The 24,439-nt window shown below is 68.1% G+C and carries 23 protein-coding genes; 13 read left to right on the top strand and 10 right to left on the bottom strand.

Annotation, left to right across the window (positions count from 1 at the left end; genetic code table 11):
• Positions 1-48: 48 nt before the first annotated feature.
• The 6 genes from ACZ5EF_RS17065 to ACZ5EF_RS17040 all read right to left on the bottom strand — a co-directional run bounded on the left by ACZ5EF_RS17065 (position 49) and on the right by ACZ5EF_RS17040 (position 9,316).
• Complete coding sequence (locus ACZ5EF_RS17065) at positions 49-1,164, bottom strand: TRAP transporter substrate-binding protein (protein ID WP_346061420.1); 1,116 nt, start codon at positions 1,162-1,164, stop codon at positions 49-51.
• A 199-nt stretch (positions 1,165-1,363) separates the two neighbouring features.
• Positions 1,364-2,833, bottom strand: coding sequence for a sigma-54 interaction domain-containing protein (locus ACZ5EF_RS17060; protein ID WP_346061421.1), 1,470 nt, complete (start codon positions 2,831-2,833; stop codon positions 1,364-1,366).
• Positions 2,834-2,956: 123 nt separating this feature from the next.
• The gene (locus tag ACZ5EF_RS17055; protein ID WP_346061422.1) at positions 2,957-5,803 is read right to left on the bottom strand and encodes a valine--tRNA ligase; all 2,847 of its coding nucleotides are present in this window, start codon (positions 5,801-5,803) and stop codon (positions 2,957-2,959) included.
• 164 nt (positions 5,804-5,967) lie between these two features.
• On the bottom strand, positions 5,968-6,420 hold the full coding sequence (locus tag ACZ5EF_RS17050) for a DNA polymerase III subunit chi (RefSeq protein WP_346061423.1): 453 nt from the start codon (positions 6,418-6,420) through the stop codon (positions 5,968-5,970).
• Between the two features lie 138 nt (positions 6,421-6,558).
• The gene (locus tag ACZ5EF_RS17045; RefSeq protein ID WP_379729098.1) at positions 6,559-7,659 is read right to left on the bottom strand and encodes a branched-chain amino acid aminotransferase; all 1,101 of its coding nucleotides are present in this window, start codon (positions 7,657-7,659) and stop codon (positions 6,559-6,561) included.
• 130 nt (positions 7,660-7,789) lie between these two features.
• Complete coding sequence (locus ACZ5EF_RS17040; protein ID WP_346061425.1) at positions 7,790-9,316, bottom strand: leucyl aminopeptidase; 1,527 nt, start codon at positions 9,314-9,316, stop codon at positions 7,790-7,792.
• Between the two features lie 143 nt (positions 9,317-9,459).
• On the opposite strand from ACZ5EF_RS17040, the gene lptF reads away from it, so the two are divergent.
• The 9 genes from lptF to ACZ5EF_RS16995 all read left to right on the top strand — a co-directional run bounded on the left by lptF (position 9,460) and on the right by ACZ5EF_RS16995 (position 16,463).
• Entirely contained in the window at positions 9,460-10,539 is a 1,080-nt protein-coding gene (gene lptF, locus ACZ5EF_RS17035) for an LPS export ABC transporter permease LptF (RefSeq protein WP_346061426.1), read from the top strand.
• Positions 10,539-11,603 carry an LPS export ABC transporter permease LptG gene (gene lptG / locus ACZ5EF_RS17030; protein WP_346061427.1) on the top strand — a complete coding sequence of 355 codons (1,065 nt, stop codon included), beginning with the start codon at positions 10,539-10,541 and terminating at the stop codon, positions 11,601-11,603. The genes lptF and lptG overlap by 1 nt, the downstream gene beginning before the upstream one ends.
• Before the next feature lie 43 nt (positions 11,604-11,646).
• On the top strand, positions 11,647-12,087 hold the full coding sequence (locus tag ACZ5EF_RS17025) for an RDD family protein (RefSeq protein ID WP_346061428.1): 441 nt from the start codon (positions 11,647-11,649) through the stop codon (positions 12,085-12,087).
• A gap of 83 nt (positions 12,088-12,170) precedes the next feature.
• Complete coding sequence (locus tag ACZ5EF_RS17020) at positions 12,171-12,377, top strand: (2Fe-2S)-binding protein (RefSeq protein ID WP_346061429.1); 207 nt, start codon at positions 12,171-12,173, stop codon at positions 12,375-12,377.
• Positions 12,378-12,562: 185 nt separating this feature from the next.
• Positions 12,563-13,039 carry a bacterioferritin gene (bfr, locus tag ACZ5EF_RS17015; RefSeq protein WP_198057029.1) on the top strand — a complete coding sequence of 159 codons (477 nt, stop codon included), beginning with the start codon at positions 12,563-12,565 and terminating at the stop codon, positions 13,037-13,039.
• A 30-nt stretch (positions 13,040-13,069) separates the two neighbouring features.
• On the top strand, positions 13,070-14,170 hold the full coding sequence (locus ACZ5EF_RS17010; protein ID WP_346061430.1) for an MlaE family ABC transporter permease: 1,101 nt from the start codon (positions 13,070-13,072) through the stop codon (positions 14,168-14,170).
• A 2-nt stretch (positions 14,171-14,172) separates the two neighbouring features.
• The gene (locus tag ACZ5EF_RS17005) at positions 14,173-14,949 is read left to right on the top strand and encodes an ABC transporter ATP-binding protein (RefSeq protein ID WP_346061431.1); all 777 of its coding nucleotides are present in this window, start codon (positions 14,173-14,175) and stop codon (positions 14,947-14,949) included.
• A gap of 9 nt (positions 14,950-14,958) precedes the next feature.
• Positions 14,959-15,876 carry an MlaD family protein gene (locus tag ACZ5EF_RS17000; protein WP_346061432.1) on the top strand — a complete coding sequence of 306 codons (918 nt, stop codon included), beginning with the start codon at positions 14,959-14,961 and terminating at the stop codon, positions 15,874-15,876.
• Positions 15,877-15,896: 20 nt separating this feature from the next.
• A complete protein-coding gene (locus ACZ5EF_RS16995) occupies positions 15,897-16,463 on the top strand; it encodes an ABC-type transport auxiliary lipoprotein family protein (protein ID WP_346061433.1) in 567 nt (188 codons plus the stop codon).
• A 70-nt stretch (positions 16,464-16,533) separates the two neighbouring features.
• Here the strand turns inward: ACZ5EF_RS16995 and ACZ5EF_RS16990 are convergent, their stop codons facing one another.
• The 3 genes from ACZ5EF_RS16990 to ACZ5EF_RS16980 are packed head-to-tail and all read right to left on the bottom strand — an operon-like array spanning position 16,534 to position 18,414.
• The gene (locus ACZ5EF_RS16990; RefSeq protein ID WP_346061434.1) at positions 16,534-16,767 is read right to left on the bottom strand and encodes a DUF1653 domain-containing protein; all 234 of its coding nucleotides are present in this window, start codon (positions 16,765-16,767) and stop codon (positions 16,534-16,536) included.
• On the bottom strand, positions 16,764-17,600 hold the full coding sequence (tcdA, locus tag ACZ5EF_RS16985) for a tRNA cyclic N6-threonylcarbamoyladenosine(37) synthase TcdA (protein ID WP_346061435.1): 837 nt from the start codon (positions 17,598-17,600) through the stop codon (positions 16,764-16,766). The genes ACZ5EF_RS16990 and tcdA overlap by 4 nt, the downstream gene beginning before the upstream one ends.
• Positions 17,593-18,414 (bottom strand): pseudouridine synthase, encoded by an 822-nt coding sequence (locus ACZ5EF_RS16980; protein WP_379729104.1) that lies wholly within the window; start codon positions 18,412-18,414, stop codon positions 17,593-17,595. Before ACZ5EF_RS16980 ends, tcdA begins: the two co-directional genes overlap by 8 nt.
• A 164-nt stretch (positions 18,415-18,578) precedes the next feature.
• Between ACZ5EF_RS16980 and aceK the strand changes: the two genes are divergently transcribed.
• From aceK to ACZ5EF_RS16960, 4 genes are all read left to right on the top strand, one after another.
• On the top strand, positions 18,579-20,342 hold the full coding sequence (gene aceK, locus ACZ5EF_RS16975) for a bifunctional isocitrate dehydrogenase kinase/phosphatase (protein WP_346061437.1): 1,764 nt from the start codon (positions 18,579-18,581) through the stop codon (positions 20,340-20,342).
• 9 nt (positions 20,343-20,351) lie between these two features.
• Positions 20,352-21,086 carry an SIR2 family NAD-dependent protein deacylase gene (locus ACZ5EF_RS16970; RefSeq protein ID WP_346061438.1) on the top strand — a complete coding sequence of 245 codons (735 nt, stop codon included), beginning with the start codon at positions 20,352-20,354 and terminating at the stop codon, positions 21,084-21,086.
• Positions 21,087-21,288: 202 nt separating this feature from the next.
• The gene (locus tag ACZ5EF_RS16965) at positions 21,289-22,233 is read left to right on the top strand and encodes a bile acid:sodium symporter family protein (protein WP_346061439.1); all 945 of its coding nucleotides are present in this window, start codon (positions 21,289-21,291) and stop codon (positions 22,231-22,233) included.
• A gap of 171 nt (positions 22,234-22,404) precedes the next feature.
• The gene (locus ACZ5EF_RS16960) at positions 22,405-23,163 is read left to right on the top strand and encodes a tRNA-uridine aminocarboxypropyltransferase (protein ID WP_346061440.1); all 759 of its coding nucleotides are present in this window, start codon (positions 22,405-22,407) and stop codon (positions 23,161-23,163) included.
• A 13-nt stretch (positions 23,164-23,176) separates the two neighbouring features.
• On the opposite strand, the gene ACZ5EF_RS16955 is transcribed toward ACZ5EF_RS16960, so the two are convergent.
• Complete coding sequence (locus tag ACZ5EF_RS16955) at positions 23,177-24,424, bottom strand: TraB/GumN family protein (protein ID WP_346061441.1); 1,248 nt, start codon at positions 24,422-24,424, stop codon at positions 23,177-23,179.
• Positions 24,425-24,439 lie beyond the last annotated feature (15 nt).

Here is a 24,439-nt window from a genome sequence, read left to right as displayed (position 1 = left end):
CTCCGAAGCGCAGGGGGCGCCGCCCGCGGGCGGCGGCCGGGTCAGGGATCAGTCGCGGTCGAGGGCCTCGGGGGCGTAGTAGCTGCGCGGCAGGTGGCCCTTGTGGTGCCAGTTGCCGTGCACCGCCATGAATTCCCGCTGGCTCTCCAGGACCCGGGCGAACATGGCGTCCTCGGCGGCGATCTCCGCCTGCACCTCGTCGGTGACCCGGCGCAGTTCGGCGAGGACCTCGTCGGGCAGCACCTGGGCATTGACGCCTTCCGCCTCGAAGTCGCGCAGGGCCTGGGGCGTCTCGAACTCGCTCTGGGCGTAGCCATAGAGGGTGGCGGCGCGGCAGCCCATGTCGATCTGCGCCCGGCTCTGGGGCGAGAGGGCCTCCCAGCTCTCCTGATTGACCAGCAGGTGGGCGGTGGTGAAGGTCTGGTGCCAGCCCGGCATCACATAGTTCTGGACGATTTCCTGCATGCCGAGGATGCGGTCCACCGCCGGGGCGGAGAACTCGGTGGCATCGATCACGCCCCGCTCCATGGCCTGGTAGAGCTCGCCGCCGGGGATCATGGTCACCGAGGCGCCCAGGCGCTCCAGGACGCGGCCGCCGATACCGGCGAAGCGGATGCGCAGGCCGTCGATCTGCTCCAGGGACTCCAGGGGCTCGGCGAACCAGCCGGCGGCCTCGGGACCGATCATGCTGCACAGCAGGGGGTGGACGTCGTAGTCGGCGTAGATCTCCTCGAGCAGCTCGGCGCCGCCACCGAAGTAGTGCCAGGCCAGGTAGGCGGGGGGCTCCATGCCGAAGGGGGCACCGGCGAAGAGCGGCAGGGCGGGGATACTGCCCTGGTCATAGCCGACCCAGGTGAAGCCGGCGTCGTAGGTGCCCTGGGAGACCGCATCGAGGATCTCGAAGGGCGGAATCAGCTCACCGGGCTCGTAGTAGCGCAGGGTGATATTGCCGTCGGAGGTCTGCTCCAGGGATTCGCTGAGGTAGCGCACCGGGGTGCTCAGGCCCACCAGGTGGGAGGGGAAGGCGATGGGCACCTGCCAGCGCACCCGCTCCTGGGCCTCGGCCTGGGAGACGGTCATGGGCAGGGCGGCGGTTCCCAGCATCACGGCGCCGACGGCGGCGGTCAGCGGGGCGGCACGGAAGATCTGGCGTGAGAGCGGCATGCGGGCTCCTGGTCTCATTGTTGTTGAGGAGGTGCCGTCGTCGCGGCACTTGCCTGACTCAATGCAGATGCCGTGCCAGAAAAGAAAAGTTTTTGTAAAACAGATGGTTATTAATCGTCTGTGTGGGCGGGGCTCGAGGAGTGTCCGGGTTTCAGGACGATATTCAGGGGAATGCGAAATAAGCTGTCCGTAAAAACGGTCAGTTGTCCGGATTTAGGGACAGCTTGGCGAGCTTGGTATAGAGCACCGAGCGGGGGATGCCCAGCAGGCGAGCGGCCCGGGAGCGGTTGCCGCCGCAGGCGGCCAGGGCCTGGCGAATGGCCTGGCGCTCCGCCTCGGCCACGGCCTCCGCCAGGGGGCGTAGCGGCGGGGTGGCCGGCGCCTCGCCGCAGGGGTGGGGCAGGGCGGGGGTCAGGGTGGCGGCGTCGATCACGCTGCACGCCTCGTTGAGGGCCAGGGTCTGCTCCAGGGCGTTGCGCAGCTCGCGGATATTGCCGGGCCAGGGCTGGGCCGCTAGCAGGGCCACCGCATCCGGGGTGATCTCGGCGCGGGGTTCGCCGCTCTCCAGGGCCAGTTTCTCGAGGAGCGCCTCGCAGAGAATGCCCATATCGGCGGGGTGCTCGCGCAGCGCCGGCAGGCGGATGGTCAGTACATTGAGGCGGTAGTAGAGGTCGGAGCGGAAGCGGCCCTCGGCCACCATGGCCTCCAGGTCGCGGCTGGTGGCGGCGATCAGGCGCACGTCCACCGGCTGCACCTCGTTGGAGCCCAGGGGCTCCACCTCGCCCTCCTGGATGGCCCGCAGCAGCTTGGCCTGCAGCGCCAGGGGCATGTCCCCCACCTCGTCGAGGAAGAGGGTACCGCCATCGGCGAGCTGGAACTTGCCCTGGCGGGCCCGCTTGTCGGCGCCGGTATAGGCCCCGGGGGCCACGCCGAAGAACTCTGCCTCCAGCAGGCTCTCCGGCACCGCCGCCACATTGACCGCCACCAATGGGGCCCCGGCCCGGGGCGAGGCGGCATGGATGGCCTGGGCCAGCACCTCCTTGCCGGTGCCGGTCTCGCCGAGCAACAGTATCGGCGTCTGGCGGGCCGCCGCCAGGCGGGCGCGGCGCTTGACCTCGAGTACCTCGGGGCTGGCGCCGACGAAGTCGGCCATCTCATAGCGGGCCCCACGCTTGGCCAGGGCGCGTTTGGCGGCGGCCAGGTCCCGCTGCAGGCGCCGGTACTTGCTGACCATGGGGGTCAGCGGCTGGAGGTCGTCGTAGAGGATAAAGGCCACGGCGCCGATCACCCGGCCGCTGGCCTCGTCATGCACCGGCAGGCGCATCACCACCAGCTGCTGGTCATGGGCTTCCATGATATCCAGCAGGATGGGGCGGCCGCTGCGGATCACCTCCGGCATGCGGGTATGGGGAATGATCTGGGCCACCGGGCGGCCGATCACCGCCTGGGGGTCGCTGATCTCCAGCAGGCGACAGTAGCTGTCGTTGATCCAGGTGATGCGGCTATCCACATCCACCGAGATGGCCCCGGCACTGGCCTGCTCGAAGATCGGAAAGAGGATGTCCACCGCCTGGGGGCTGAGGCCCTCCCGGGGGGACGGCGAGTCACCCCGGCGCGGTTCGCCGGGGAAGGCGGCCCGAAAGCCGCCGTCTCGCTTAGGCGTCGACATGGCTCGGGCTCAGAGGGCGGCGATCTTGTCGCGCCGCTCGGCCGGCAGGCGCCGGGCGGCCTGGCCAACTGGAGAGCATGAGCTTGCCGCGCTGTTGCTTCGAGGCTGACATGGCCTGCATGCCTAGAGCGCGGCGATCTTGTCGCGCTGTTCGGCCAGCAGACGCCGGGCGGCCTGGAAATCGCTTAGCTTGCCGCGCTCCTTCTCCACCACCGCTTCCGGGGCCTTGGCCACGAAGCTCTCGTTGCCGAGCTTCTTCTCGATGCCGCCGATCAGCTTGTCCTGCTTGTCGATCTCCTTGTCGAGACGAGTCAGCTCGGCTTCCTTGTCGATCAGGTCGGCCATGGGCACCAGCACTTCCATCTCGCCGACCAACTGGGTGGCGGAGAGCGGCGCCTGGGCGGGGTCGTCCAGCCAGGTAATGCTCTCCAGCTTGGCGAGCTTGGCGAGGAAGCGGCGGTTGGCCTCCAGGCGCGCCCGGTCGGCCTCGCCACCCTTGGTCAGCAGCACGTCGAGGGGCTTGCCCGGGGCGATATTCATCTCGGCGCGGATGTTACGCACCGCCACGATCACCCCCTTGAGCCACTCGATATCCCGGGTGGCGGCCTCGTCGATCCTGGCCTCCTCCGGCAGCGGCCAGGGCTGGGCCATGATGGAGTCGCCCTCGTCCCGGAGGGTGCCGGCCAGGGGCGCGACCCGCTGCCAGATCTCCTCGGAGATATAGGGCATCATCGGGTGAGCCAGGCGCAGGATCGCCTCCAGCACCCGCACCAGGGTGCGACGGGTGCCGCGCTTGGCCTCCGCGGAGGCCGCCTCGTCCCACAGCACCGGCTTGGAGAGCTCCAGGTACCAGTCGCAGTACTCGTTCCAGACGAAGTCGTAGAGGGCCTGGGAGGCGTGGTCGAAGCGGAACTCCTCCATGGCCTTGGTCACCTGGGCCTCGGTCTGCTGCAGCCGCGAGACGATCCAGCGATCCGCCAGGGAGAGCTCGACCGGTTCACCCGTCAGGCCGGTATCCTCGCCCTCGGTATTCATCAGCACATAGCGGGAGGCGTTCCACAGCTTGTTGCAGAAGTTGCGGTAGCCATCCAGGCGGCCCATGTCGAACTTGATATCGCGTCCGGTGGTGGCCTGGGAGAGGAAGGTGTAGCGCAGGGCGTCGGTGCCGTGGGGCTCGATGCCCTCCGGGAACTCGGCGCGGGTGGCCTTGGCGATCGCCTTGGCCTTCTGCGGCTGCATCATATTGCCGGTGCGCTTGTCGAGCAGCTCGTCGAGGGTGATGCCGTCGATCAGGTCGATGGGGTCGAGGACGTTGCCCTTGGACTTGGACATCTTCTGGCCCTGGCCGTCGCGCACCAGGCCATGCACATAGACCTGCTTGAAGGGCACCTCGCCGGTGAACTTCAGGGTCAGCATGATCATCCGCGCGACCCAGAAGAAGATGATATCGAAGCCGGTGACCAGCACGCTGGAGGGGTGGAAGGTCGCCAGTTCCGGGGTCTGTTCCGGCCAGCCCAGGGTGCCGAAGGTCCACAGGCCCGAGCTGAACCAGGTATCGAGGACGTCCTCGTCCTGGGTCAGCTCGAGGTCCGCGGGAAGATTATGCTTCGCCCTGGCCTCCTCGGCGGTGCGGGCCACGTAGACGTTGCCCTCGGCGTCGTACCAGGCGGGGATACGATGGCCCCACCACAACTGACGGGAGATGCACCAGTCCTGGAGGTCGCGCATCCAGGCGAAGTACATGTTCTCGTAGTTCTTGGGCACGAACTCGATATCGCCGTTTTCCACCGCCGCGATGGCGGGCTTGGCGAGGCTCTCCACGGCGACGAACCACTGGTCCGTGAGCAGCGGCTCGATGACGTCGCCGGAGCGGTCGCCATAGGGCAGGGTGTTATTGACCGTCTCGATTCGCTCGAGCAGGCCCGCGGCCTCCATATCGGCGACGATTCGCTGCCGAGCCTCGAAGCGGTCGAGGCCGGCATAGGCCTCGGGCAGGCTCGGGTCGATATCGGCCAGCGGCCGGCCCTGGATATCGAAGGCCTCGGCCCGGGCCAGGATGGCGGCGTCCTGGGTGAAGACGTTGATCAGCGGCAGCCCCTGGCGACGCCCCACCTCGTAGTCGTTGAAGTCGTGGGCTGGGGTGATCTTCACGCAGCCGGAACCCTTCTCCATGTCGGCGTGTTCGTCGGCGACGATGGGGATGCGCCGGCCCACCAGCGGCAGGATGATCTCCTTGCCGATCAGCGAGGCGTAGCGGGGATCCTCCGGGTTGACTGCCACCCCGGTATCGCCGAGCAGGGTCTCGGGGCGGGTGGTGGCGACGACCAGGTGGTCGAGGCCCGCGTCGGTGGTGACGCCATCGGCCAGGGGGTAGCGGAAGTGCCAGAACTGGCCCTGTTGGTCGCGGTTCTCCACCTCGAGGTCGGAGATGGCGGTATGCAGGGTCGGGTCCCAGTTGACCAGGCGCTTGCCGCGGTAGACCAGCCCCTCGTCGTAGAGGCGCACGAAGACTTCCTGGACCGCCTGGTAGAAGCCGTCGTCCATGGTGAAGCGCTCGCGGCTCCAGTCGACGCTGGCGCCCATGCGGCGCAGCTGGCGGGTGATATGGCCGCCGGATTCGGCCTTCCATTCCCACACCTTGTCGATAAAGGCGTCGCGACCCAGGTCGTGGCGGCTCTTGCCTTCCTCGGCGGCGACCTTGCGCTCCACCAGCATCTGGGTGGCGATCCCGGCGTGGTCGGTGCCCACCTGCCAGAGGGTGTTGTGACCCTGCATGCGCCGCCAGCGGATCAGGGTATCCATGATGGTGTCCTGGAAGGCGTGACCCATGTGCAGGCTGCCGGTGACATTGGGCGGCGGAATCATGATCGAGTAGGGGGCGCCTTCGCCCGAGGGGGCGAAGCGGTTGTCGGCTTCCCAGCGCTGGTACCAGCGGGCTTCGATCTGTTCGGGTTGATAGGTCTTGTCCATGGGGCCTTCCGGAGCAATCAGGGTGATACCGCCCGGGAGGTCGCTTGCGCACCACCGGGGACGGGAAAAATGGGCACGATTATAGCCTGTCGCCGGGGGTGGCGTCAGCTCGGGAGGGAGGCCTGCCCCCAGCGCCCCTCAGCAATTGCCTTAGCGAGATTGCCTTAGCGATTACCGGGGCGCTTGCTTAGGTCGTGGGCGGTGACCGGGTAGCCGCGCTTCTTGTAGGTCTGCCAGCAGGCGCGCTTGGTGGTCAGCACCCGCTGGTGCTGATTGATGATCTCGGCGACTCGCTCGAAGCGGGAGAACCACTCGGGGATCTCCGGGTGCAGGTTGAGCAGGGCCTGGACCTCCCGGGCCGGGTCCGGCGGCGTCTCCCAGCCCAGGGTCACCGGCACCGTATCGGCCTCTGCGCTGCCCAGCAGGGCATGGGGCAGGTAGGCGTCGTCGCGGAAGCTCCAGAGACGCGCGTCCAGGGCCTGGCCCATGGCCGCGTCTTCGCAGTGCAGATGCAGCCGATAGCCCTTGCCGGCGATGGTCTCGGCGAGCCGGCAGGCGAAGTCGAGGCGGGCGTCCAGGGTGGTTTCGGGGAGGATATAGAAGTCGACTCGGGTCATGGGAGCCCTGAGGGGGTCGGCGGAATGGCGAATTTGGCCATCAGTGCTGCCGGGCCTCGGGGCTACCCTGGGGCAAGCGCTTCGGCTTGCCCCAGCGTCCCTCGAGGAAACAGCGGTGAGACCAAGATTGGCAGGGACTTACACCAGGCGGGTCAGCCAGCCGTGCTTGTCTTCGCTGCGGCCGTACTGCAGGTCGAGCAGCTTGGTGCGCAGGCGCTTGGCCACCTCGTTGTCGCCCTGGGCGGCCAGGCGGATCGGGCCTTCCTCGGTGACCAGTTCGCCCACCGGGGTGATCACCGCGGCGGTGCCGCAGGCGAAGACCTCGGTGATCTCGCCGGAGGCGGCACCTTCGCGCCACTCGTCGATGCTGATCGGGCGCTCCTCGGGGGTCAGGCCCTCGTCCTTGGCCAGGGTCAGCACCGAGTCGCGGGTCACGCCCTCGAGGATGGTGTCGGTCAGCCGCGGGGTGGCGATGCGCCCGTCCTTGTAGACGAAGAAGAGGTTCATGCCGCCCAGCTCCTCGAGCCACTTGTTCTCGACGGCGTCGAGGAAGGCCACCTGGCCGCAGCCGTGGTCGCTGGCCTCCTTCTGGGCGGCCAGGGAGGCGGCGTAGTTGCCGCCGCACTTGGCGAAGCCGGTGCCGCCGGGGGCGGCGCGCTTGTAGTGGCTGGAGAGCCAGATGGAGACCGGCTCGATGCCGCCCTTGAAGTAGGCGGCCGCCGGCGAGGCGATCACGTAGTAGTCCACCTCCCGGGCCGGGCGCACGCCGAGGAAGGTCTCGCTGGCGATCATGAAGGGGCGCAGGTAGAGGCTGCACTCGTCGGCCGCGTTCTTGGGCGTCGGCACCCAGGCGTGATCCTGGGCCAGCAGCGCCTTGATCGAGCCGATGAAGTCCTCGTCGGAGAGCTCCGGCAGGGCCAGGCGGCGGGCGCTGCGGCGGAAGCGCTCGGCGTTCTTCTCGGGGCGGAAGGTCCATACCGAGCCATCGGCGTGGCGGTAGGCCTTGATGCCCTCGAAGATCTCCTGGGCGTAGTGCAGCACCGCCGCGGCGGGATCCAGGGTCAGCGGACCGTAGGGGCGCACCTCGTGGCCGTGCCAGCCGGCATCGAGGGTCCAGCGCACATGGGCCATATGGTCGGTGAAGTACTGGCCGAAGCCGGGGGCGGCGAGGATATTGTCACGCACGGCGTCGGCGGCGGGCGTCGTGGAGGGCAGCAGGGCAAAACTTGCAGTGGACACGGCAAAAGGGTCTCCGCTAATTGCCGGCGGCATCAGGCGCCGGCGTCTCTCGAGCGATACGGGGCGGCGGGCCGAGGCCCGCCGAGTGTCACAGATGTAAAGGTTGCCGGCGAGATTGGCAACCCCGAACCTAGGCGGCGTCCTCGCCGTCCTCGATCTGGCCCTCGACCTCGCGGTCCAGCAGGTACTGGGTCAGCAGACCCACCGGCCGGCCACTGGCGCCCTTCTGCTTGCCGGAGGTCCAGGCGGTGCCGGCGATATCCAGGTGCGCCCAGGGGAACTGATCGGCGAAGCGCGACAGGAAGCAGGCGGCGGTGATGGTGCCCGCGGGGCGGCCGCCGATATTGGCCAGGTCGGCGAAGTTGGAGTCGAGCTGCTCCTGGTACTCGTCCCACAGCGGCAGGTGCCAGGCGCGGTCCCAGGCGGTCTCGCCGGCATCCAGCAGGTCCAGGGCCAGGTCGTCGTCGTTGGAGAGCAGCCCGGTGGCATGGTGGCCCAGGGCGATGATGGCGGCCCCGGTCAGGGTGGCGATATCCACCACGCTGGCGGGTTGGAAGCGCTCGGCGTAGGTGAGGGCATCACACAGCACCAGGCGTCCCTCGGCGTCGGTGTTGAGCACCTCCACGCTGAGCCCCTTGAGGGTCTTGATGATATCGCCGGGCTTGGTGGCGCGACCATCGGGCATGTTCTCGGCGGCGGCGACCACGAACACCAGGTTGAGTCGGGGCTTGATGGCGAGGATCGCCTGGGCGGTGCCGAACACGCTGGCGGCGCCACACATGTCGAACTTCATCTCGTCCATGGCCTCGCCGGGCTTCAGCGAGATGCCGCCGGTGTCGAAGGTGATGCCCTTGCCCACCAGCACATGGGGGGCTTCCTCCGGGTCCTCGGCGCCCTGGTACTTCATGACGATCAGCCGCGAGGGCTGCTCGCTGCCGCGGCCCACCGAGAGCAGGCTATGGGCGCCCAGGGTTTCCAGGGCGGCCTCGTCGAGGATCTCGGTGGTCAGGGCGCCGCCGGAGGCGGCGGCCAGTTGCTCGGCCTGCTCGGCCAGGTAGCTGGGGGTGCAGATATTGCCCGGCAGGTTGCCCAGCTGGCGGGTCAAATTGATGCCCTCGCCGATGGCGGCGCCGATGCGTGCGCCTTCGGTGGCGGCCGCGGCGTCATCGGCCTCGCTGACCAGCAGGGTGACGCGCTCGAGGCGCAGTGCCGGGGCCGGCTTGGACTTGAAGTCACTGAAGCGGTAGCCGGCGCGCAGGGCCGCCTCGGCGGTCATGCGGGCCTTCCAGTGGCTGTCGCGATCGGCCACCGGCACGTCGGTGAAGGCCACGGCGGCGTCGTCCACCGGCAGGGCGGTGAGCTGGGCGAAGGCGGCATCCAGGGCCTTGCGCAGGGCGGCCTCGTTGCATTTGGCGGCCTCGCCCAGGCCCACCAGCAGCAGGCGCTCGGCATTCAGGCCGGGCGCGAAGGGAACCAGCAGCACCTTGCCCAGGTCGGCCGAGAAGTCGCCGCGCTCGATCAACTGGCCGATCAACCGCTCGCTGGCATCGTCGAGCTTGGCGGCGGCGGGCAGCAGGTCGGCGTCCTTGATCACCGGAACCACGAGACAGGCCGTCTCGGCCTTGGCCGGATTGGCCGTCTGAACAGGGAATTCCATGGCGTCTCCACAAGACAAGCGAAGGGGGATTCTGGATAATGCCGGCACGGCAGGCCGCCGCGGCCGAACCCCCAGTGTACGCAATGCGTGGCCGCAATGCATGGGGTGACAAGGACGCCACGGCAATCGATGCGGAGACCCTCTTGATCCTATTTCGTTACCTGACCCGCGAGATCCTGCAGACCATGGCCGCCGTGGCCGGGGTCCTGCTGTTGGTGATCATGGGCAGTCGTTTTATCCGCTACTTCACCGATGCGGCGGAGGGCGAGATCCCGGTCGCCATCCTCGGCAACCTGATGCTGCTCCACTTGCCCGGCTTCCTGGAGCTGATCCTGCCCCTGGCCTTCTTCCTGGGCGTGCTGCTGGCCTATGGGCAGCTCTACCTCAACAGCGAGATCACCGTCCTGGTGGCCTGTGGCATCAGCCCCGTGCGGCTGCTCCAGGTGAGCCTGGTGCCGGCGACCCTGGTGGCGGTGCTGGTGGGCTTGTGCAGCCTGTGGTTGACTCCGGCGGGGGCCTTGAAGACCGCCATCAGCCTGGACGAGCAGCGCAGTCGCCTCGACTTTACCGCCCTGGCGCCGGGGCGCTTCCAGGCCTTCGGCGGTGGCCGTACCGCCTATGCCGAGACCTTCAGCGAGGATGGTCAGGAGATGCGCGGGGTCTTTATCAGCGAACGCCAACGACGTGGGGACGGTACCCCGGAGAGCGTGGTGACCCGCGCCGAGAGTGGCTACCAGACCGTGGACCCGGAGACCGGCAGCCGCTTCCTGGTACTGGCGGACGGTCGCCGCTACAGCATCGAGCCGGGCCGCCACGAGGCGGAAGCCCTGGGCTTCGCGACCTATGCGGTACGCCTGGCCACCGGCGTCGAGCGCCACGAGCTGGAGAGCCCCGAGTATGCCACCACGGCGGCGCTGCTCGACGACGCCGATCCCGAGGCCCGGGCCCAACTGCAGTGGCGGCTGTCGCTGCCGCCGATGGTCTTCGTACTGGTGCTGATGGCCATGCCGCTGTCCCGGGTCAACCCCCGCCAGGGGCGCTTCGCCAAGCTGCTCCCGGCGATCTTCCTGCATATCAGCTACCTGAGCCTGCTGCTGGCGGCCCAGGACGGCATCGCCCGGGGCGTCTGGCCGGTGGTCATCGGCATGTGGCCGATTCACCTGGGCTACCTGCTGATCGGCCTCGGCCTGCTGTGGCAGGCCCAGCGACGGGGGATGCGTTGATGCTGGCCGATCGTCTCGACCGTTATATCGCCCGCAACGTGGTGGCCGCCATTGTCGTGGTCCAGGTGGTGCTGCTGGGCCTGGACCTGGTGATCACCTATATCAATGACCTGGGAGACGTCCAGGGCGACTATGGCGCCTTCCAGGTGCTGCTCTATCTGCTGATGCGCCTGCCCTGGCGACTCTACCAGTATGCGCCGGTGGCGGTGCTGATCGGCGCCCTGATCGGCCTGGGGGGCATGGCCTCCAGCAACGAGCTGACCGTGATGCGGGCGGCGGGACGCTCCCTGACCCGGATCCTCTGGGGGGTGATGAAACCCGTGCTGCTGATCGTGTTGCTGCTGCTGAGCATCGCCGAATTCGTCAGCCCGCGCAGCGAACAGTTCGCCACCGCCTGGCGGCTGGAGAAGATGCAGGGGGAGGGGGCCTTGCTCTCACAGAGCGGCGGCTGGCAGCGGGAGGGTGACACCTTCTACCGCTTCGGGGCCATCCGCGCCGATGATACCGTGATCGACCTGACCCGCTACGCCTTCGAGGGAGAGACCCTGCGCAGCGCCACCCAGGCGGCCCGGGCGGTCTGGGACGGCGAGGCCTGGCGCCTGGAAGAGGCGGCGGTGACCCGTTTCGAGGACGAACGCACCCGGGTGGCCCACCACGATGCCCTGGCCTGGGAGACCCGCTTTACCCCCGAGCAGTTGCATCGCCTGCTGCGGGACGTGGAGAGTCAGGCGCCCAGCGAGCTGTGGGCCTATGCCCGCTTCCAGCAGGCCCAGGGGCTCCAGGCCACCCGGCCGCTGCTCTATTTCTGGCAGAAGCTGTTGCTGCCGCTGACCCTGGCCTCCCTGGTGCTGGTGGCGGCCTCCTTCGTGTTCGGGCCGCTGCGCAGCGTGGCCGCCGGCACCCGGGTCTTCTACGGAGTGATCACCGGCCTCGGCTTCAAGTACCTGCAGGACCTGCTGGCGCCGGCGTCCATGCTGTTCGGCTTCTCGCCGGCCTGGGCGGTGCTGGGGCCGACCCTGCTGTGCGCCGGCCTGGGGCTCTATCTGCTGCGCCGCTCGGGCTGACCCGGCGCCGGGCGCTTTATCGAACGCATTGAGCGAGGATCGTATGCAACGACGACGTTTCCCCGACCTGGATCGCACCTGGCCCGCGGGGCTGGGGCGCCGCCTGGGCGCCATGCTCTACGATACCCTGGTGGTGATCGCCCTCTGGGTGGTGCTGGGGTTTGTCGCCGTGGCTCTCAACGGCGGCGAGGCCAACGAGACGCCGTTCTTCCACAGCCTGTTGTTCGTGGCCAGCTTTGCCTTCTTCGCCTTCTCCTGGATGCGTGGCGGCATGACCCTGGGCATGCAGGCCTGGCGGCTGCGCATCCAGACCCCGGAGGGAATCAGCATCACCCTGACCCAGGCGTTGCTGCGCTTCCTGGCCGGCCTGGCCTCCTGGGCCGCCCTGGGGCTCGGCTACTGGTGGATCCTCTTCGATGCCGAGAAACGCAGCTGGTCGGATATCGTCTCGGGCACCCGGGTGGTGGTACTACCAAAGAAGTAATTGCTAATGATTCGCAAGGGGGTTGCCATAGTCTCTGCGAATCATTTACATTTGTTCTCGTAATGAATCGCGAGGACACCAGCATGTATGTCTGCCTGTGCAAAGGGGTAAATGACCGAGCCATCCGCGACGCCGTGGAAGAGGGCGCACGCAGCTGGCGTGAAGTGCGTGAGCGCACCGGTTGTGCCACCCAGTGTGGCAAGTGCGCCGGCACCGGCAAGGGCATCATGCGCGAGGCGATCTCCGAGGAGATGGCGATGGCCGCCCAGGACCTCGCCTACGCGGTCTGAGTGACATTCACGAACCTAACGCATTCCTATTTTCTCTCGCCATCGGCAATTTCCCGCGCCTGAGAAGCTATCGTAACTTCCTGTTATTGTTGGAAAATTCTTGATTTCTGTCGCATACTTTCGGTGTCCCCTGCCGAAGGTGCGTTGCGTCGTGCCTGGCACCCAGAAAAATCGAGGAGATTCCCATGAAAGGCGACGCCAAGGTCATCGGCTACCTCAATACCGTGCTCGGCAATGAGCTGGTGGCCATCAACCAGTACTACCTGCATGCCAAGATGTACAAGGATTGGGGGCTCAAGGCCCTGGCCAAGTGGGAATACGAGGAGTCCATCGAGGAGATGAAGCACGCCGATACCCTGATCGAGCGTATCCTCTTCCTGGAGGGGCTGCCCAACCTGCAGGACTATGGCAAGCTGCTGATCGGTGAGAACACCCGCGAGATGCTCGAGTGCGACCTCAAGCTGGAGCACAAGGCCCGCAAGGACCTGATCGAAGCCATCACCCACTGCGAGAAGGTCAAGGACTATGTGAGCCGCGATCTCTTCCGGCATATCCTCGACGAGGAAGAGGAGCATATCGACCACCTGGAGACCGAGCTGGGCCTGATCGACAAGGTGGGGCTCGAGAACTACCTGCAGAAGCAGATGCACGCCGCCGACTGAGTCGTGGGTCGGCGTCATGCCAGGAGGGCTATGTCGGCGCCATTACCCCCGTCTCCCGCAGCGGCCCTCAGGGTCGTGGGCCAGAGCCTTTATCTGGAGGGCGACTGGACCACCCTGCGCCTCTCGGCGGTGGCCGACGAGGCGCTTGCCCTGGTGCCTCGGGCGCCCTGGCGGCTGGTGGCTCATGACCTGACACGCCTGGATAGCAACGGGGCGCGGCTGATTGGCCTGCTCGGCGATGGCGGCCCCCCCGAAGGGCTCGACTCCCGCTGGCAGCCGCTATTGACCCTGGTGCAGGAGGCCGTGGCCGAGGCCCCGACGCCTGCCTTGCCCCGGCAGGGGCTGCTGCACCGGATCGGCGAGCGGGTGCTGGCTCCCCTGGCAAGCCTTCGCTCCCTGCTCACCATCCTCGGCCAGTTGCTGCTGGCGCTGCTAGTTCTGCTACGTGATCCCCGCCGCCTGCGCTGGCGCGAGACCCTCAATGTGCTGACCGCCAGCGGGGCCATGGCGGTGCCCATCATTGCCCTGCTGGCTTTTCTGCTGGGCGGCGTGCTGGCCTACCAGGGGGGCATTCAGCTGCGCCTTTTCGGCGCCAACATCTTTATCGTCGAGCTGGTCACCCTGACCCTGTTCCGCGAGTTCGGTCCCCTGATCACCGCCATCATCGTCGCCGGTCGCTCCGGCGCCGCCTTTACCGCCGAGCTTGCCACCATGCGCGGCAACCGCGAGATCGATGCCCTGATGACCCTGGGACTCTCCCCGGTGGAGCGATTGCTGCTACCCAAATGGCTGGGGCTGGTGATCGCCATGCCGCTGCTCACCGCGCTGGCCAATGCCGCCGGCCTGGTGGGGGCCATCCTGGTGGCCGACGGCTTGCTGGGGGTGGGCTTCGAGACCTTCTACCGGCGGGTCCCGGAGGTGGTGGCGGCCCAGCACTTCTGGGTGGGCATCGGCAAGTCGGTGGTCTTCGGCATGGTGATCGCCCTGGTGGGCTGCAGCGAGGGCATGCGCGCTCGGGGCGATGCGGAAAGCATCGGCCGCAACACCACCGCCAGCGTGGTGCAGTCGATCTTCTGGGTGATCGTGCTGGATGCGCTCTTCTCGATCCTCTTCAACGAACTGGGGTGGTAGGCATGGAGGCTCCCGTTCCGATCCGCTTGCGCGGTATCGAGACCCGTTTCGGTGCCACCCAGGTACACCGCGGCGTCGACCTGGAGGTGCGCCGTGGCGAGGCCTTGGGGCTGGTGGGGGGCAGCGGCAGTGGCAAGTCGGTGCTGCTGTCGGTGATCTCCCTGCTCAAGGCGCCCAGCGCCGGCGAGCTGGCGCTGTTCGGCGAACGGCTCGACAGTGCCATGGACGAGGCGGCCCTGATCCCGGTACGCCGGCGGATAGGGGTGATGTTCCAGCAGGGGGCCCTGTTCTCTTCGCTGACGGTGCTGGAGAACGTCATGCTGCCGCTGAGTGAACACAGCGGCCTGCCGGCGGCCCTGGTCGAGGAGTTCGCGCGCCTCAAGGTCGCCCTGGTGGGGTTGCCCGCGGCGGCGGCGGAGCGCTATCCCCGGGAACTCTCCGGCGGTATGCTCAAGCGAGCGGGCGTCGCACGGGCCCTGGCCCTGGACCCGGAGCTTCTGCTGCTGGACGAGCCCAGCGCCGGCCTCGACCCGGTCAGTGCCGCCGAGCTGGACGCCCTGCTCAATACCCTACGTCATGCCCTGGGCCTGACCCTGGTGCTGGTCACCCATGACCTGGATTCGCTGTTCACCGTCACCGACCGGGTCGCCTACCTGGGCCAGGGGCGGGTATTGGCGGTGGCTCCGGCGGCCGAGCTGAGCGAGAGTCGTGAGCCGGAGATCGCTCGCTATTTCGGCAATGCCCGCGCCGCGCGTTTTCGTGGAGCGGGAGGGGGCTGAGGAGTCGTTATGCAGACACGCATCAATCCCGCCCTGGTGGGGGGCTTCGTGCTGGGGCTCTCGCTGCTGCTGGTCGGCATGGTGGTATGGCTGGCCGGAGATCGGGACCAGTCCGACTACCTGCGCTATCGGGTCGAGGTCAGCGAGTCGGTGGCCGGCCTCAACGAGCGGGCCACCGTCACTTATCGGGGCGTCGAGGTCGGCTTCGTGGAGGCGATTCGCCTGAGCCCCGACCTGGAACGTATCGAATTGCTGCTGCGTATCGCCCCCGATTACCCGCTTCGCGAAGGCACCACGGCCACCCTGCGCAGCCAACTGCTGACCGGGCGCAGCAGCGTTGAGCTCTCCGGCGGCGAGGGGCCGGTCCTGCCGCAAGGGGCGCCGCCTCCCGCGATCGCCTATCAACCGTCGCGGCTCTTTCAGCTCGATCAGGTCCTGGGCGAGGCCCTGGATCGGGTCGACTTGATGGCCGAGCGGTTGGGCGGCATCGGTGCCAGTATCGAGGCCCTGCTGGGGGAGGAGAACCGTGACTCGGTCGCGCGGCTGCTGGAGAGCGTGGCGGGCAGCGCCGAGCGCCTCGAGGCCCTGCTGGACGACGAGGCCATGGCCAGCTTCCAGACCACCCTGGATAACCTGGCGGTGATCAGTACCCGGCTGGAACGCTTCTCCGGCGGGGCCCTGGCCGATCTGGATGGCCTGGGCGACGAGGCCCGCGGCGTGCTGGCGGAGCTGGGCATTACCCTGGAGCAACTGACCCGTGGGGCCAGCGAGAGCTTTAGCCTGACCGGCGAGCAGGCGCGCCAGACCCTGCGCCGCTTCGATCGCCTGGTGGAGGAGCTGGCGACCCTGACCCGGGAGCTGGAGGCCAATCCGCGCCAGTTGCTGTTTGGCCCCGAGCGCCACCCGCCGGGCCCCGGCGAGCGATAATCGCCAAGCAAGGAGCACCTATGCCACGCCTAATGTCCGTGTTGCTCTGTTGCCTGCTGCTGGCGGGATGCGCCGGAGCGGTGAATCGCCAGGCACCGACTCCCCTGCGCCTGGAGCCGATGGCGGTGCCCGCCGGCTATGCCGAGCGACTGGCGAGGCTCAGCCTGGAGACGCCGCATATCGGCGCCGCCGTAGATCACCATGACCTGCTCTACAGCGAGGCGGATTTCCTGCGTCGCCCCTATGCCCGGGTGCGCTGGGGGGCGCCGTTGGGCCAGCAACTGGGCGACCTGGTGGCCGAACAGCTGACCCGCAGCGGCCTGGTGGGGGCCATCCAGCAGGGCGGCGATCCGCGCCTGGAGATCGAGGTGGTGGAGTGGCTGCATGACTATCGGGGCGAGGCGCCCGTGGCGCGGATCGCCCTGCGCAGCAGCCTCTATCGGGACGAGCGGGTGGTGGCCCAGTGGCGCTGGTCAGACAGCACCGCCTTTACCCCCGAGGGGCCCCTGCCGGGGCTGGCCGCCCAGCAGCGGCTGTTGGAGGCCTGGCTGGCGGAACTGCTGGTCTGGCTCGATGACCTGCCATAGGTAGGGCAAGCGAGATCGGCTAACCGAGCGATAGCGAGAGCCCCGACGGCTCGCGATCGCCGGGGTTCGATTAGCCGTGCCGAAAGGCCTTCTCCAGAGCAAAGCGGGGCTGCTCCTTGCCGTCGACCACCACACGCTCGGTAAACATCGCCAGGGGCCGGACCCAGAGGCCGTACTCCCCATAGAGCGCCCGGTAGACCACCAGCGGCTCCTCGGTCTCGCTATGCCGGGCCAGGCCCATCACTTCATAAAGGGGGCCCTTGTAGTGACGGTAGATACCGGGTTCCGGGACGGCGGTGCTCATGGGGTCTGCTCCTGGGGTTCTTGAGTGGTTTGCGGCTCCGCCTCGCGCTGGGCGCGGCGGGCGAGCCGCGCCATCACCCGGGCGGCGGCGGCGAAGCCGAAGCTGCCGGTGACGAAGGTGGCGGCGCCGAAGCCCTCGGCGCAGTCGAGGCGGGTGGCATTGCCGGCGCCGGGCTTCTGCAGGCACACCTCGCCATCGCCGCCGGGGTAGACCAGTTGCTCTTCGGAGTAGACGCACTCCACGTCGAAGCGTCGCTTGGGATTGCGCGAGAAGCCGTAGTCCCGGCGTAGCCGCGAGCGCACCTTGGCGAGCAGGGGGTCGTGCTGGGTGCGTGCCAGGTCCGCCACCCGGATGCGGGTGGGGTCGGTCTGGCCGCCGGCGGCACCGGTCACGGTGATCGGCAGCTTGCGCCGCCGGCACCAGCCGATCAGCGCCGCCTTGGCGATCACGCTGTCGATGGCATCCACCACATGATCGGCATCGGCGGGCAGGCGCTCGGCGAGGTTCGACGGCGTGACGAAGGCGCTGTCGGCCACCACCGTCATCTGCGGGGCGATGGCCCGGCAGCGCTCGGCCAGCACCTCCACCTTGGGGCGGCCGATGGTGCCGTCCAGGGCGTGCAGCTGGCGATTGACGTTGGAGACGCAGACGTCGTCCAGGTCGATCAGGGTCAGCTTGCCGATGCCGGCCCGGGCCAGGGCCTCCACCGTCCAACTGCCCACGCCACCCACGCCCACCACCACCACATGGGCGCGGCGGAAGGCGTCGCTGGCGCGGCGGCCATAGAGGCGGCGGATGCCGCCGAAGCGCAGGTCGTAATCGTCGTTATGCATCACCGTACTCGGGTTCTGTCTGGGGCCGGGGCGAGGCCTCCGGGGGCGTGTCGTGCCAGGCGACGCCGCCGCCGGGCAGGTGGCCGGCCCAGCCGAAGCGCTCGAAGAGCGTCGTCATGCTGGCATCCAGGGGGGCCGTCACGGTCAGCCAGCGGTCCTGACGGGGATGCTCGATGCCCAGCGACACCGCCGCCAGCAGCAGCCGGGGGCAGTCCAGCCGCTCGGCGAAGAAGCGGTTGTGCACCCCCTTGCCGTGCTTGGCGTCGCCGATGATCGGGTAGCCGCGCCGGGAGAGATGCCGGCGGATCTGGTGGCGGCGCCCGCTATGGGGGCGCGCCTCCATCAGCGAATAGCGGCTCCGGGGGTAGCGATCCACCGCCACCGGCAGCTCCACGCTATCCAGGCGGCGCACCTCGGTCAGTGCCGCCTGGGCCGGCATCTCGGCCTTGGGACGGGGGCCATCCTCCTCCCGCAGGGGATAGTCGAGGCGCGCCGCTTCGGGGCCGACGCCGCGCACCACCGCCAGGTAGCGCTTGCTCACCCGCTGCTCGGTAAAGGCGGCATTGAGCTCGGCGGCGGTGCGCGAATCCAGGGCGAAGAGCATCACCCCGGAGGTGGGGCGATCCAGGCGATGCACCGGATAGACCCGCTGCCCCAACTGGTCGCGCAGCTGCTGCACCAAAAAGCGGGTCTCGCCCCGGGCCAGGGGGCTGCGATGGACCAGGAGCCCGCTCGGCTTGTGCACCGCCACCAGGTGCTCGTCCCGGTAGAGGATGGCGATGGGCGTGTCGTCGGGAGGATGGCTTATGGGCACTACTTGCAAGACCTGAACATCGGCGAAAAGGGACCTATTGTCGCCGCTGGGCGCCGCCCTGTCACGATGGGCTGTCGCGGTTTTACAGGAGCCTCCACCATGGTCGTCTCGCCGTGACCAGAGGATTCCGCCAGGCTAGCCGTTGTCGCCTCCAGGAGTCCGCCATGAAACTCTCCGCCGCCTATCGCCTCGCCGCCACCATCCTCCACGGCTTCGATGAATACCGCACCCGCTTCCGGGCCATCACCCGGGACGCCAGCCGGCGTTTCCGGGACGCCGCCTGGCGGGAGGCCCAGCAGGCCTCGGCGGCGCGTATCAACCTCTATGACGACAAGGTGGCGGCGACCCTGGGGCGGCTGCGGCGTACCTTTCAGGCCGAGGTGCTGACCCACTGCGAGTGCTGGCGGGAGGCCAAGGCTCACTATGCCGACCTGATCGATCAGCGCCTCGATTATGAACTGGCGGAGACCTTCTTCAACTCCCTGTTCTGCTCGGTCTTTCACCACCGCCATATTCGCGATGACTGGATGTTCGTCTATAGCTCCCGGGATAGCGCCCCCCGGCATTCGGGCATCTGCCTGACCCGTACCCGGCGGGTCGAGGGCGACTGGGTCGGCGCCCTCCATTGGGCCCTGGGGGAGGCGCGCCTGGAGACCCCCTTCGATGATCTCGAACGGGACAGCCGCCTGGGCGCCGACTTCCTCACCGGCCATCTGCCCGCGGCGTTGCGCGACGCCGCGGATACCGAGATGGAGCTGCTCGAGAGCGTCTTCTATCGCAACAAGGGGGCCTACCTGGTGGGGCGGCTGCGCGGCGGCGGCGAGCAACTGCCCCTGGCGCTGCCGATCCTCCACGGCGAGGGCTATGGCGAAGAGGCGGGGGCCAGCGAGGGGCTGCACCTGGATACGGTGCTGATCGAGCCGGAGGAGGTCTCGATCATCTTCTCCTTCACCCGGGCCTATTTCCAGGTGGATACCCAGGTGCCCGGCGAGTGCGTCGACTTCCTCCAGGAGCTGATGCCGGACAAGCCGGAGGGAGAGCTCTACTCCGCCATCGGCTTCTACAAGCACGGCAAGACCGAGTTCTTCCGTGGCCTCAACCGACAGGTGGCCAGGCGCGAGGACAAGTTCGTCATCGCCCCCGGGGTGCGTGGCATGGTGATGGCGGTCTTCGTGCTGCCCTCCTACCGCACCGTCTTCAAGATCATCAAGGATCGCTTCGACCCGGCCAAGGAGGTGACCCATCAGGCCGTTCGCGACAAGTACCAGTTGGTCAAGTGCCATGACCGGGTGGGGCGCATGGCGGATACTCAGGAGTTCTCCAACTTTATCGCCCGCCGCGACCACTTCGACTCCGAGTGCCTCGACCACCTGCTGGAGGTGGCCCCCTCCACCGTCTCGCTGCGCGACGACAAGGTGATCATCAAGCACTGCTATGTCGAGCGGATGATGACCCCACTGAACCTCTACCTGGAGCGCTGCGACGCGGCCGAGACCCGCGCCGTGCTCAACGACTACGGCAATGCCATCAAGCAGCTGGCGGCGGCCAATATCTTCCCCGGGGATATGCTGCTGAAGAACTTCGGGGTGACCCGTCATGGGCGGGTGGTCTTCTACGACTACGACGAGATCTGCTACCTCACCGAGTGTCACTTTCGCCATCTTCCCCGCGCCCATGTCTCGGGGCAGGGCCTCTCCGCGGAGCCCTGGTTCTCGGTGGGACCCGATGATATCTTCCCGGAGGAGTTCGGCCCTTTCATGATCGCCAACCCCGACCTGCGTGCGCTTTTCACCGAATTGCATCCGGAGCTCTTCGACCCCGACTACTGGCGAGGGCTGCAGCGGGCGATACGCGCGGGCAAGGTGATCGACGTCACCCCCTATCGTGACAAGCAGCGCTTCGTCGAAGCGGCTGCCCCGACCCACTGACGAGTCATCATGAGCGAGTCCCCCCATCTGGTGGTGCTGAGCGGCGCCGGCATCAGCGCCGAGAGCGGTATCGCCACCTTTCGTGCCAGCGACGGCCTCTGGGAGAACCACCCGGTGGAGGCGGTGGCCACCCCCGAGGCCTGGGCCCGGGATCCCGAGCGGGTGCTGCGCTTCTACGATGCCCGCCGCGACCAGGTGCGCCGGGCGCGCCCCAATGCCGCCCACAAGGCCCTGGCGGCCCTGGAGAAGCGGGGCTTCCGGGTCAGCATCATCACCCAGAATATCGACGACCTCCACGAGCGGGCCGGCTCCCGCCATGTCCTGCATCTGCACGGGGAGATCCTCCAGGCCCGCTCCACCGCCAACCCGACCATGCGCTATCCGCTGCGTCGCGGCGGCATTCGCCTGGGCGATCTCTGCGACCTGGGCAGCCAGCTACGCCCCGATGTGGTGTGGTTCGGCGAGCCGGTGCCCCGCTATGTCGAGGCCCAGGAGATCGTCGCCGAGGCGGACCTGCTGCTGGTGGTGGGCACCTCGCTGGCGGTGATGCCGGCGGCCTCCCTGCTGCACCAGGCGCCGCTGGACGCCGAGGCGATCCTGGTGGATCCCGAGGCCCACCAGCTGGCGCCCCCCGGCGTGGTGCGACTCAGTCGGCCCGCCGGTCAGGGCGTGCCGGCCCTGGTCCGGCACTGGCAGCGAGAAGGACGACTCTGGATGCCGGAGACGTTGCTGGGGGAGGCTTAGGCACGGCTCGTGCTTGATACGTTCTGAGTACCTACCGGGCCTGGCGCTTTCCCTGCGCAAGTGTTGGGGCATAATGGCGTCGGCCGTCGGCTCGAAAGCACTATTTCTCAAACGCGGCGAGCCCGTCACAAGAACCATAAATACGTTTTACTCGGCTTCAAAATTGCATCAGCGGACACTCACGACCCGGTAAGGACACCTCATGTCGATCTTCGAACGCTTGAACCGCCTGTTTCCCGTGTGGGCGATCCTTTTCGCTCTCGTCGCCATGTTGCAGCCGAATCTGTTCACCGGTCTCGCCGGGCAGATACAGCTGCTGCTGGCATTGATCATGTTCTGCATGGGGCTGACCCTGTCCAAGGGCGACTTCCTTGGCGTGGTGCGCGCTCCATTGCCGGTGGTGGTGGGCGTGGTTCTACAGTTCCTGATCATGCCCCTGGTGGCATTGCTCGTCTCTGTGTCGCTGGGACTCGGGGCGGAATTGACGACGGGAATGGTACTGGTGGGGGCCACCGCCGGAGGCACGGCCTCCAACGTCATGACCTGGCTGGCGGGGGGCCGGGTGGCGCTGTCGGTATCGATGACCCTGGTCTCGACCCTGGCCTCGGTGATTCTGACCCCATTGATCGCCTGGCTGCTGGTCGGCCAGGCAGTGGAAGTGCCAGTGTGGGGCATGCTGGGCAGTATCGCCCAACTGGTGCTCGCCCCCATCGCTGCCGGCGTGGTCGTGCACCACTTCCTGGGCACGCAGATTTCCCGCATCGAGTCGGCCCTGGCGACGCTGGCAATGGCCGCCATCGTGGTGATCATCGCCATCGTGGTGGCGCTCAACGCCGGACGCCTGGCGACCCTGGGGCCGCTGGTGGCACTGGCGGTGATTGCCCACAATGGGCTGGGGCTGGCCGGCGGCTACTGGATCGGGCGGCTGTGCGGCTTCGATGAGCGCACCGCGCGTACCGTGGCCATCGAGGTCGGCATGCAGAACTCCGGTCTGGCGGTGGCCCTGGCCAACCAGTTCTTCACCGCCACCGCGGCGCTGCCCGGTGCGCTGTTCTCGGTGTGGCACAACGTCTCAGGCTCGCTATTGGCCGGCTACTGGAAGCGCCGTCCGGTGAGTGATGGCGACGCGGTAACGGTGGCCCGGTAGCGCGACTCGTCCTCGACGCGGGAGCCGGGCAGGCTGGGTTCTCTACGGGGGGCGTGGGTCAGGCATTGGACGCAGGAAGGGCGGCCATGGAAGCCGGAGGCGGTGACCGCCAGATGATCCGGGCCGGGCCCGGTGTTAAAATGCCGGCCCCTTCCCTCCAGGTGGACCCGCATGTCGCAGCACGCCCCTTCCCCCGAGCCCGAGTCGCGCGATCCCGCCACCGGCCATCCGCGCCCGCCGCGTCGGGAGTTCAAGGCTCGGGGCAGTTTCGTGGAGCGCTGCGCGGGCTGCAACCTGCCGGCCCTCAACTGCCTCTGCCCCTACCGGGTCGAGGCCGAGAGCGTGGCCCGGGTATGGCTACTGACCCATCCCCTGGAGCATCACAAGCCCACCAATACCGGTCGCCTGATCCGCGACGTGCTGGGCAGCACCGAGGTCTTCACCTGGTATCGCACCGCCCCGGACGAGCACCTGCTGGCGCTGCTGGCGGACGAGCGCTACGCCCCCTTCGTGATCTTCCCCGACGACCAGCCCGATTATGCCCACCGGGTGGTGGGCATGGAGGCGGTGGCGGCGGCCAGGGCCGAGGCGCGGATTCCGGTCTATGTGATCCTCGACGGCACCTGGCGCCAGGCGCGGCGTATCTTCCGCAAGAGCCCCTACCTGGAGGCGCTGCCGGTGCTGCCGCTGCGCACCGAGCGCCTGACCCGCTACCGGCTGCGCAAGCCCGCCTCCGAGGCCCACCTGTGCACCGCCGAGGTGGCCGCCGAGCTGCTTCGCCTGGGCGGCGACGGTAACGCCGCGGACACCCTCGACGACTACTTCCAGGTCTTCAACGACAGCTATGCCGCCAGCCGTGGCTTCGAGAAACTCGAAACGCCGACGCCGGCCATGACGCGCCTACTGGCGCGACGTGGTATCGAGGCATAGGAATCAGAGGGGGTTAAGCCCCGCTGCCGAATAGCGCCCCGGCGATCCGTAGCCCCGCCACCCAGGTCCCCGCGGCGGAGCCGATGGTGGCCAGCATGAATACCAGCAGGGTGCGCGAGACCCGGTTGCGCCACCACCCCTTCACGCTGGCCACGTCGTGGCGCAGGGTGGCGAAGTCGCGCACCTTGGGCTTGCGCATGGCCAGCTCCACCCCGGCGGCCACGAAGCCGGCGCCGATGGTGGGGTTGAGCGAGGTCAGCGGGGCGGCGAAAAAGGTCGCGGCGATGGTGACCGGGTGGCCCAGGGCGATGGCGGTGCCCAGCGCCGAGAGCACGCCGTTGATCAGGAACCACTCGCCCACCAGCTGCAGGCCCAGGCCGGTGTCCCGGGAGAAGCCGATGGCGAAGCCGGTCAGCACCAGGGCGGTGATGAGCCAGGGCAGCCGCTTCCAGAGCTTCGAGCGGGGTGGGGTATGCTCCAGGGCCTCGCGCTCCACGCCGGGGGCCTGGGGCAGTGGCGCCGAGAGATGCTCGCCGAGGCCCTTGAGGTGGCCGGCGCCGATCACCACCAGCACATGCCGGTAGCGACCGGGATTCTCCTCCGCCAGGCGCAGCGCCATGTAGCGGTCCCGTTCGCGGATCAGCGGGGTATAGAGGGCCTCTGACTGCTCGGCGAATTCGCTGAAGGTGGACTCCAGGACGTCGCCCTCCTTGAGTCGCTCGATCTCCGCCGCCGAGACCTCCTGACGGGAGATGACGCTGCCCAGCAGGCCGCTGATCAGCCCCATGCGCTGCCACCAGGGCACATTGGTGTAGATACGCTTGAGGGTAATGCCCACGTCCCGGTCGATCAGCAGCAGCGGCAGCTTCGCCGCCTCGCTCTCCTCCAGGGCGGCGCGCATCTCGGCACCGGGCTCGATACCGGACTGCTCGGCGAGGCGCTGCTGGAAGGCGCCCAGCGCCAGGCTGGCGGCCACCATGCCCGCCTTGCCCTGGCGAAACACCTGGAAGAGGTCCTGGTCGGCCATGGCATCCGGCTCCACCAGGCTATGGTGACGGGAGGGGCAGAGCTCGATGGCCACCGCATCGAAGTCGCCGGAGCGAATCAACTGGCGCACCTCGGCCGCGCTCTGGGCCGAGACATGGGCGGTACCCAGCAGGGTATAGCGGGTCTCGCCCACCTGCAGCACCTGGCGCGGTCCCGCCGTCACGGTTCCCGCTTGGGAGGGCTCGGCGGCGGTGATGTCCTGGGAGTCGGTCATGGAGGCTCGGAATCT

The organism is Bisbaumannia salifodinae (genome assembly GCF_055388505.1).
This window is presented reverse-complemented; position numbering and strand designations above follow the sequence as displayed.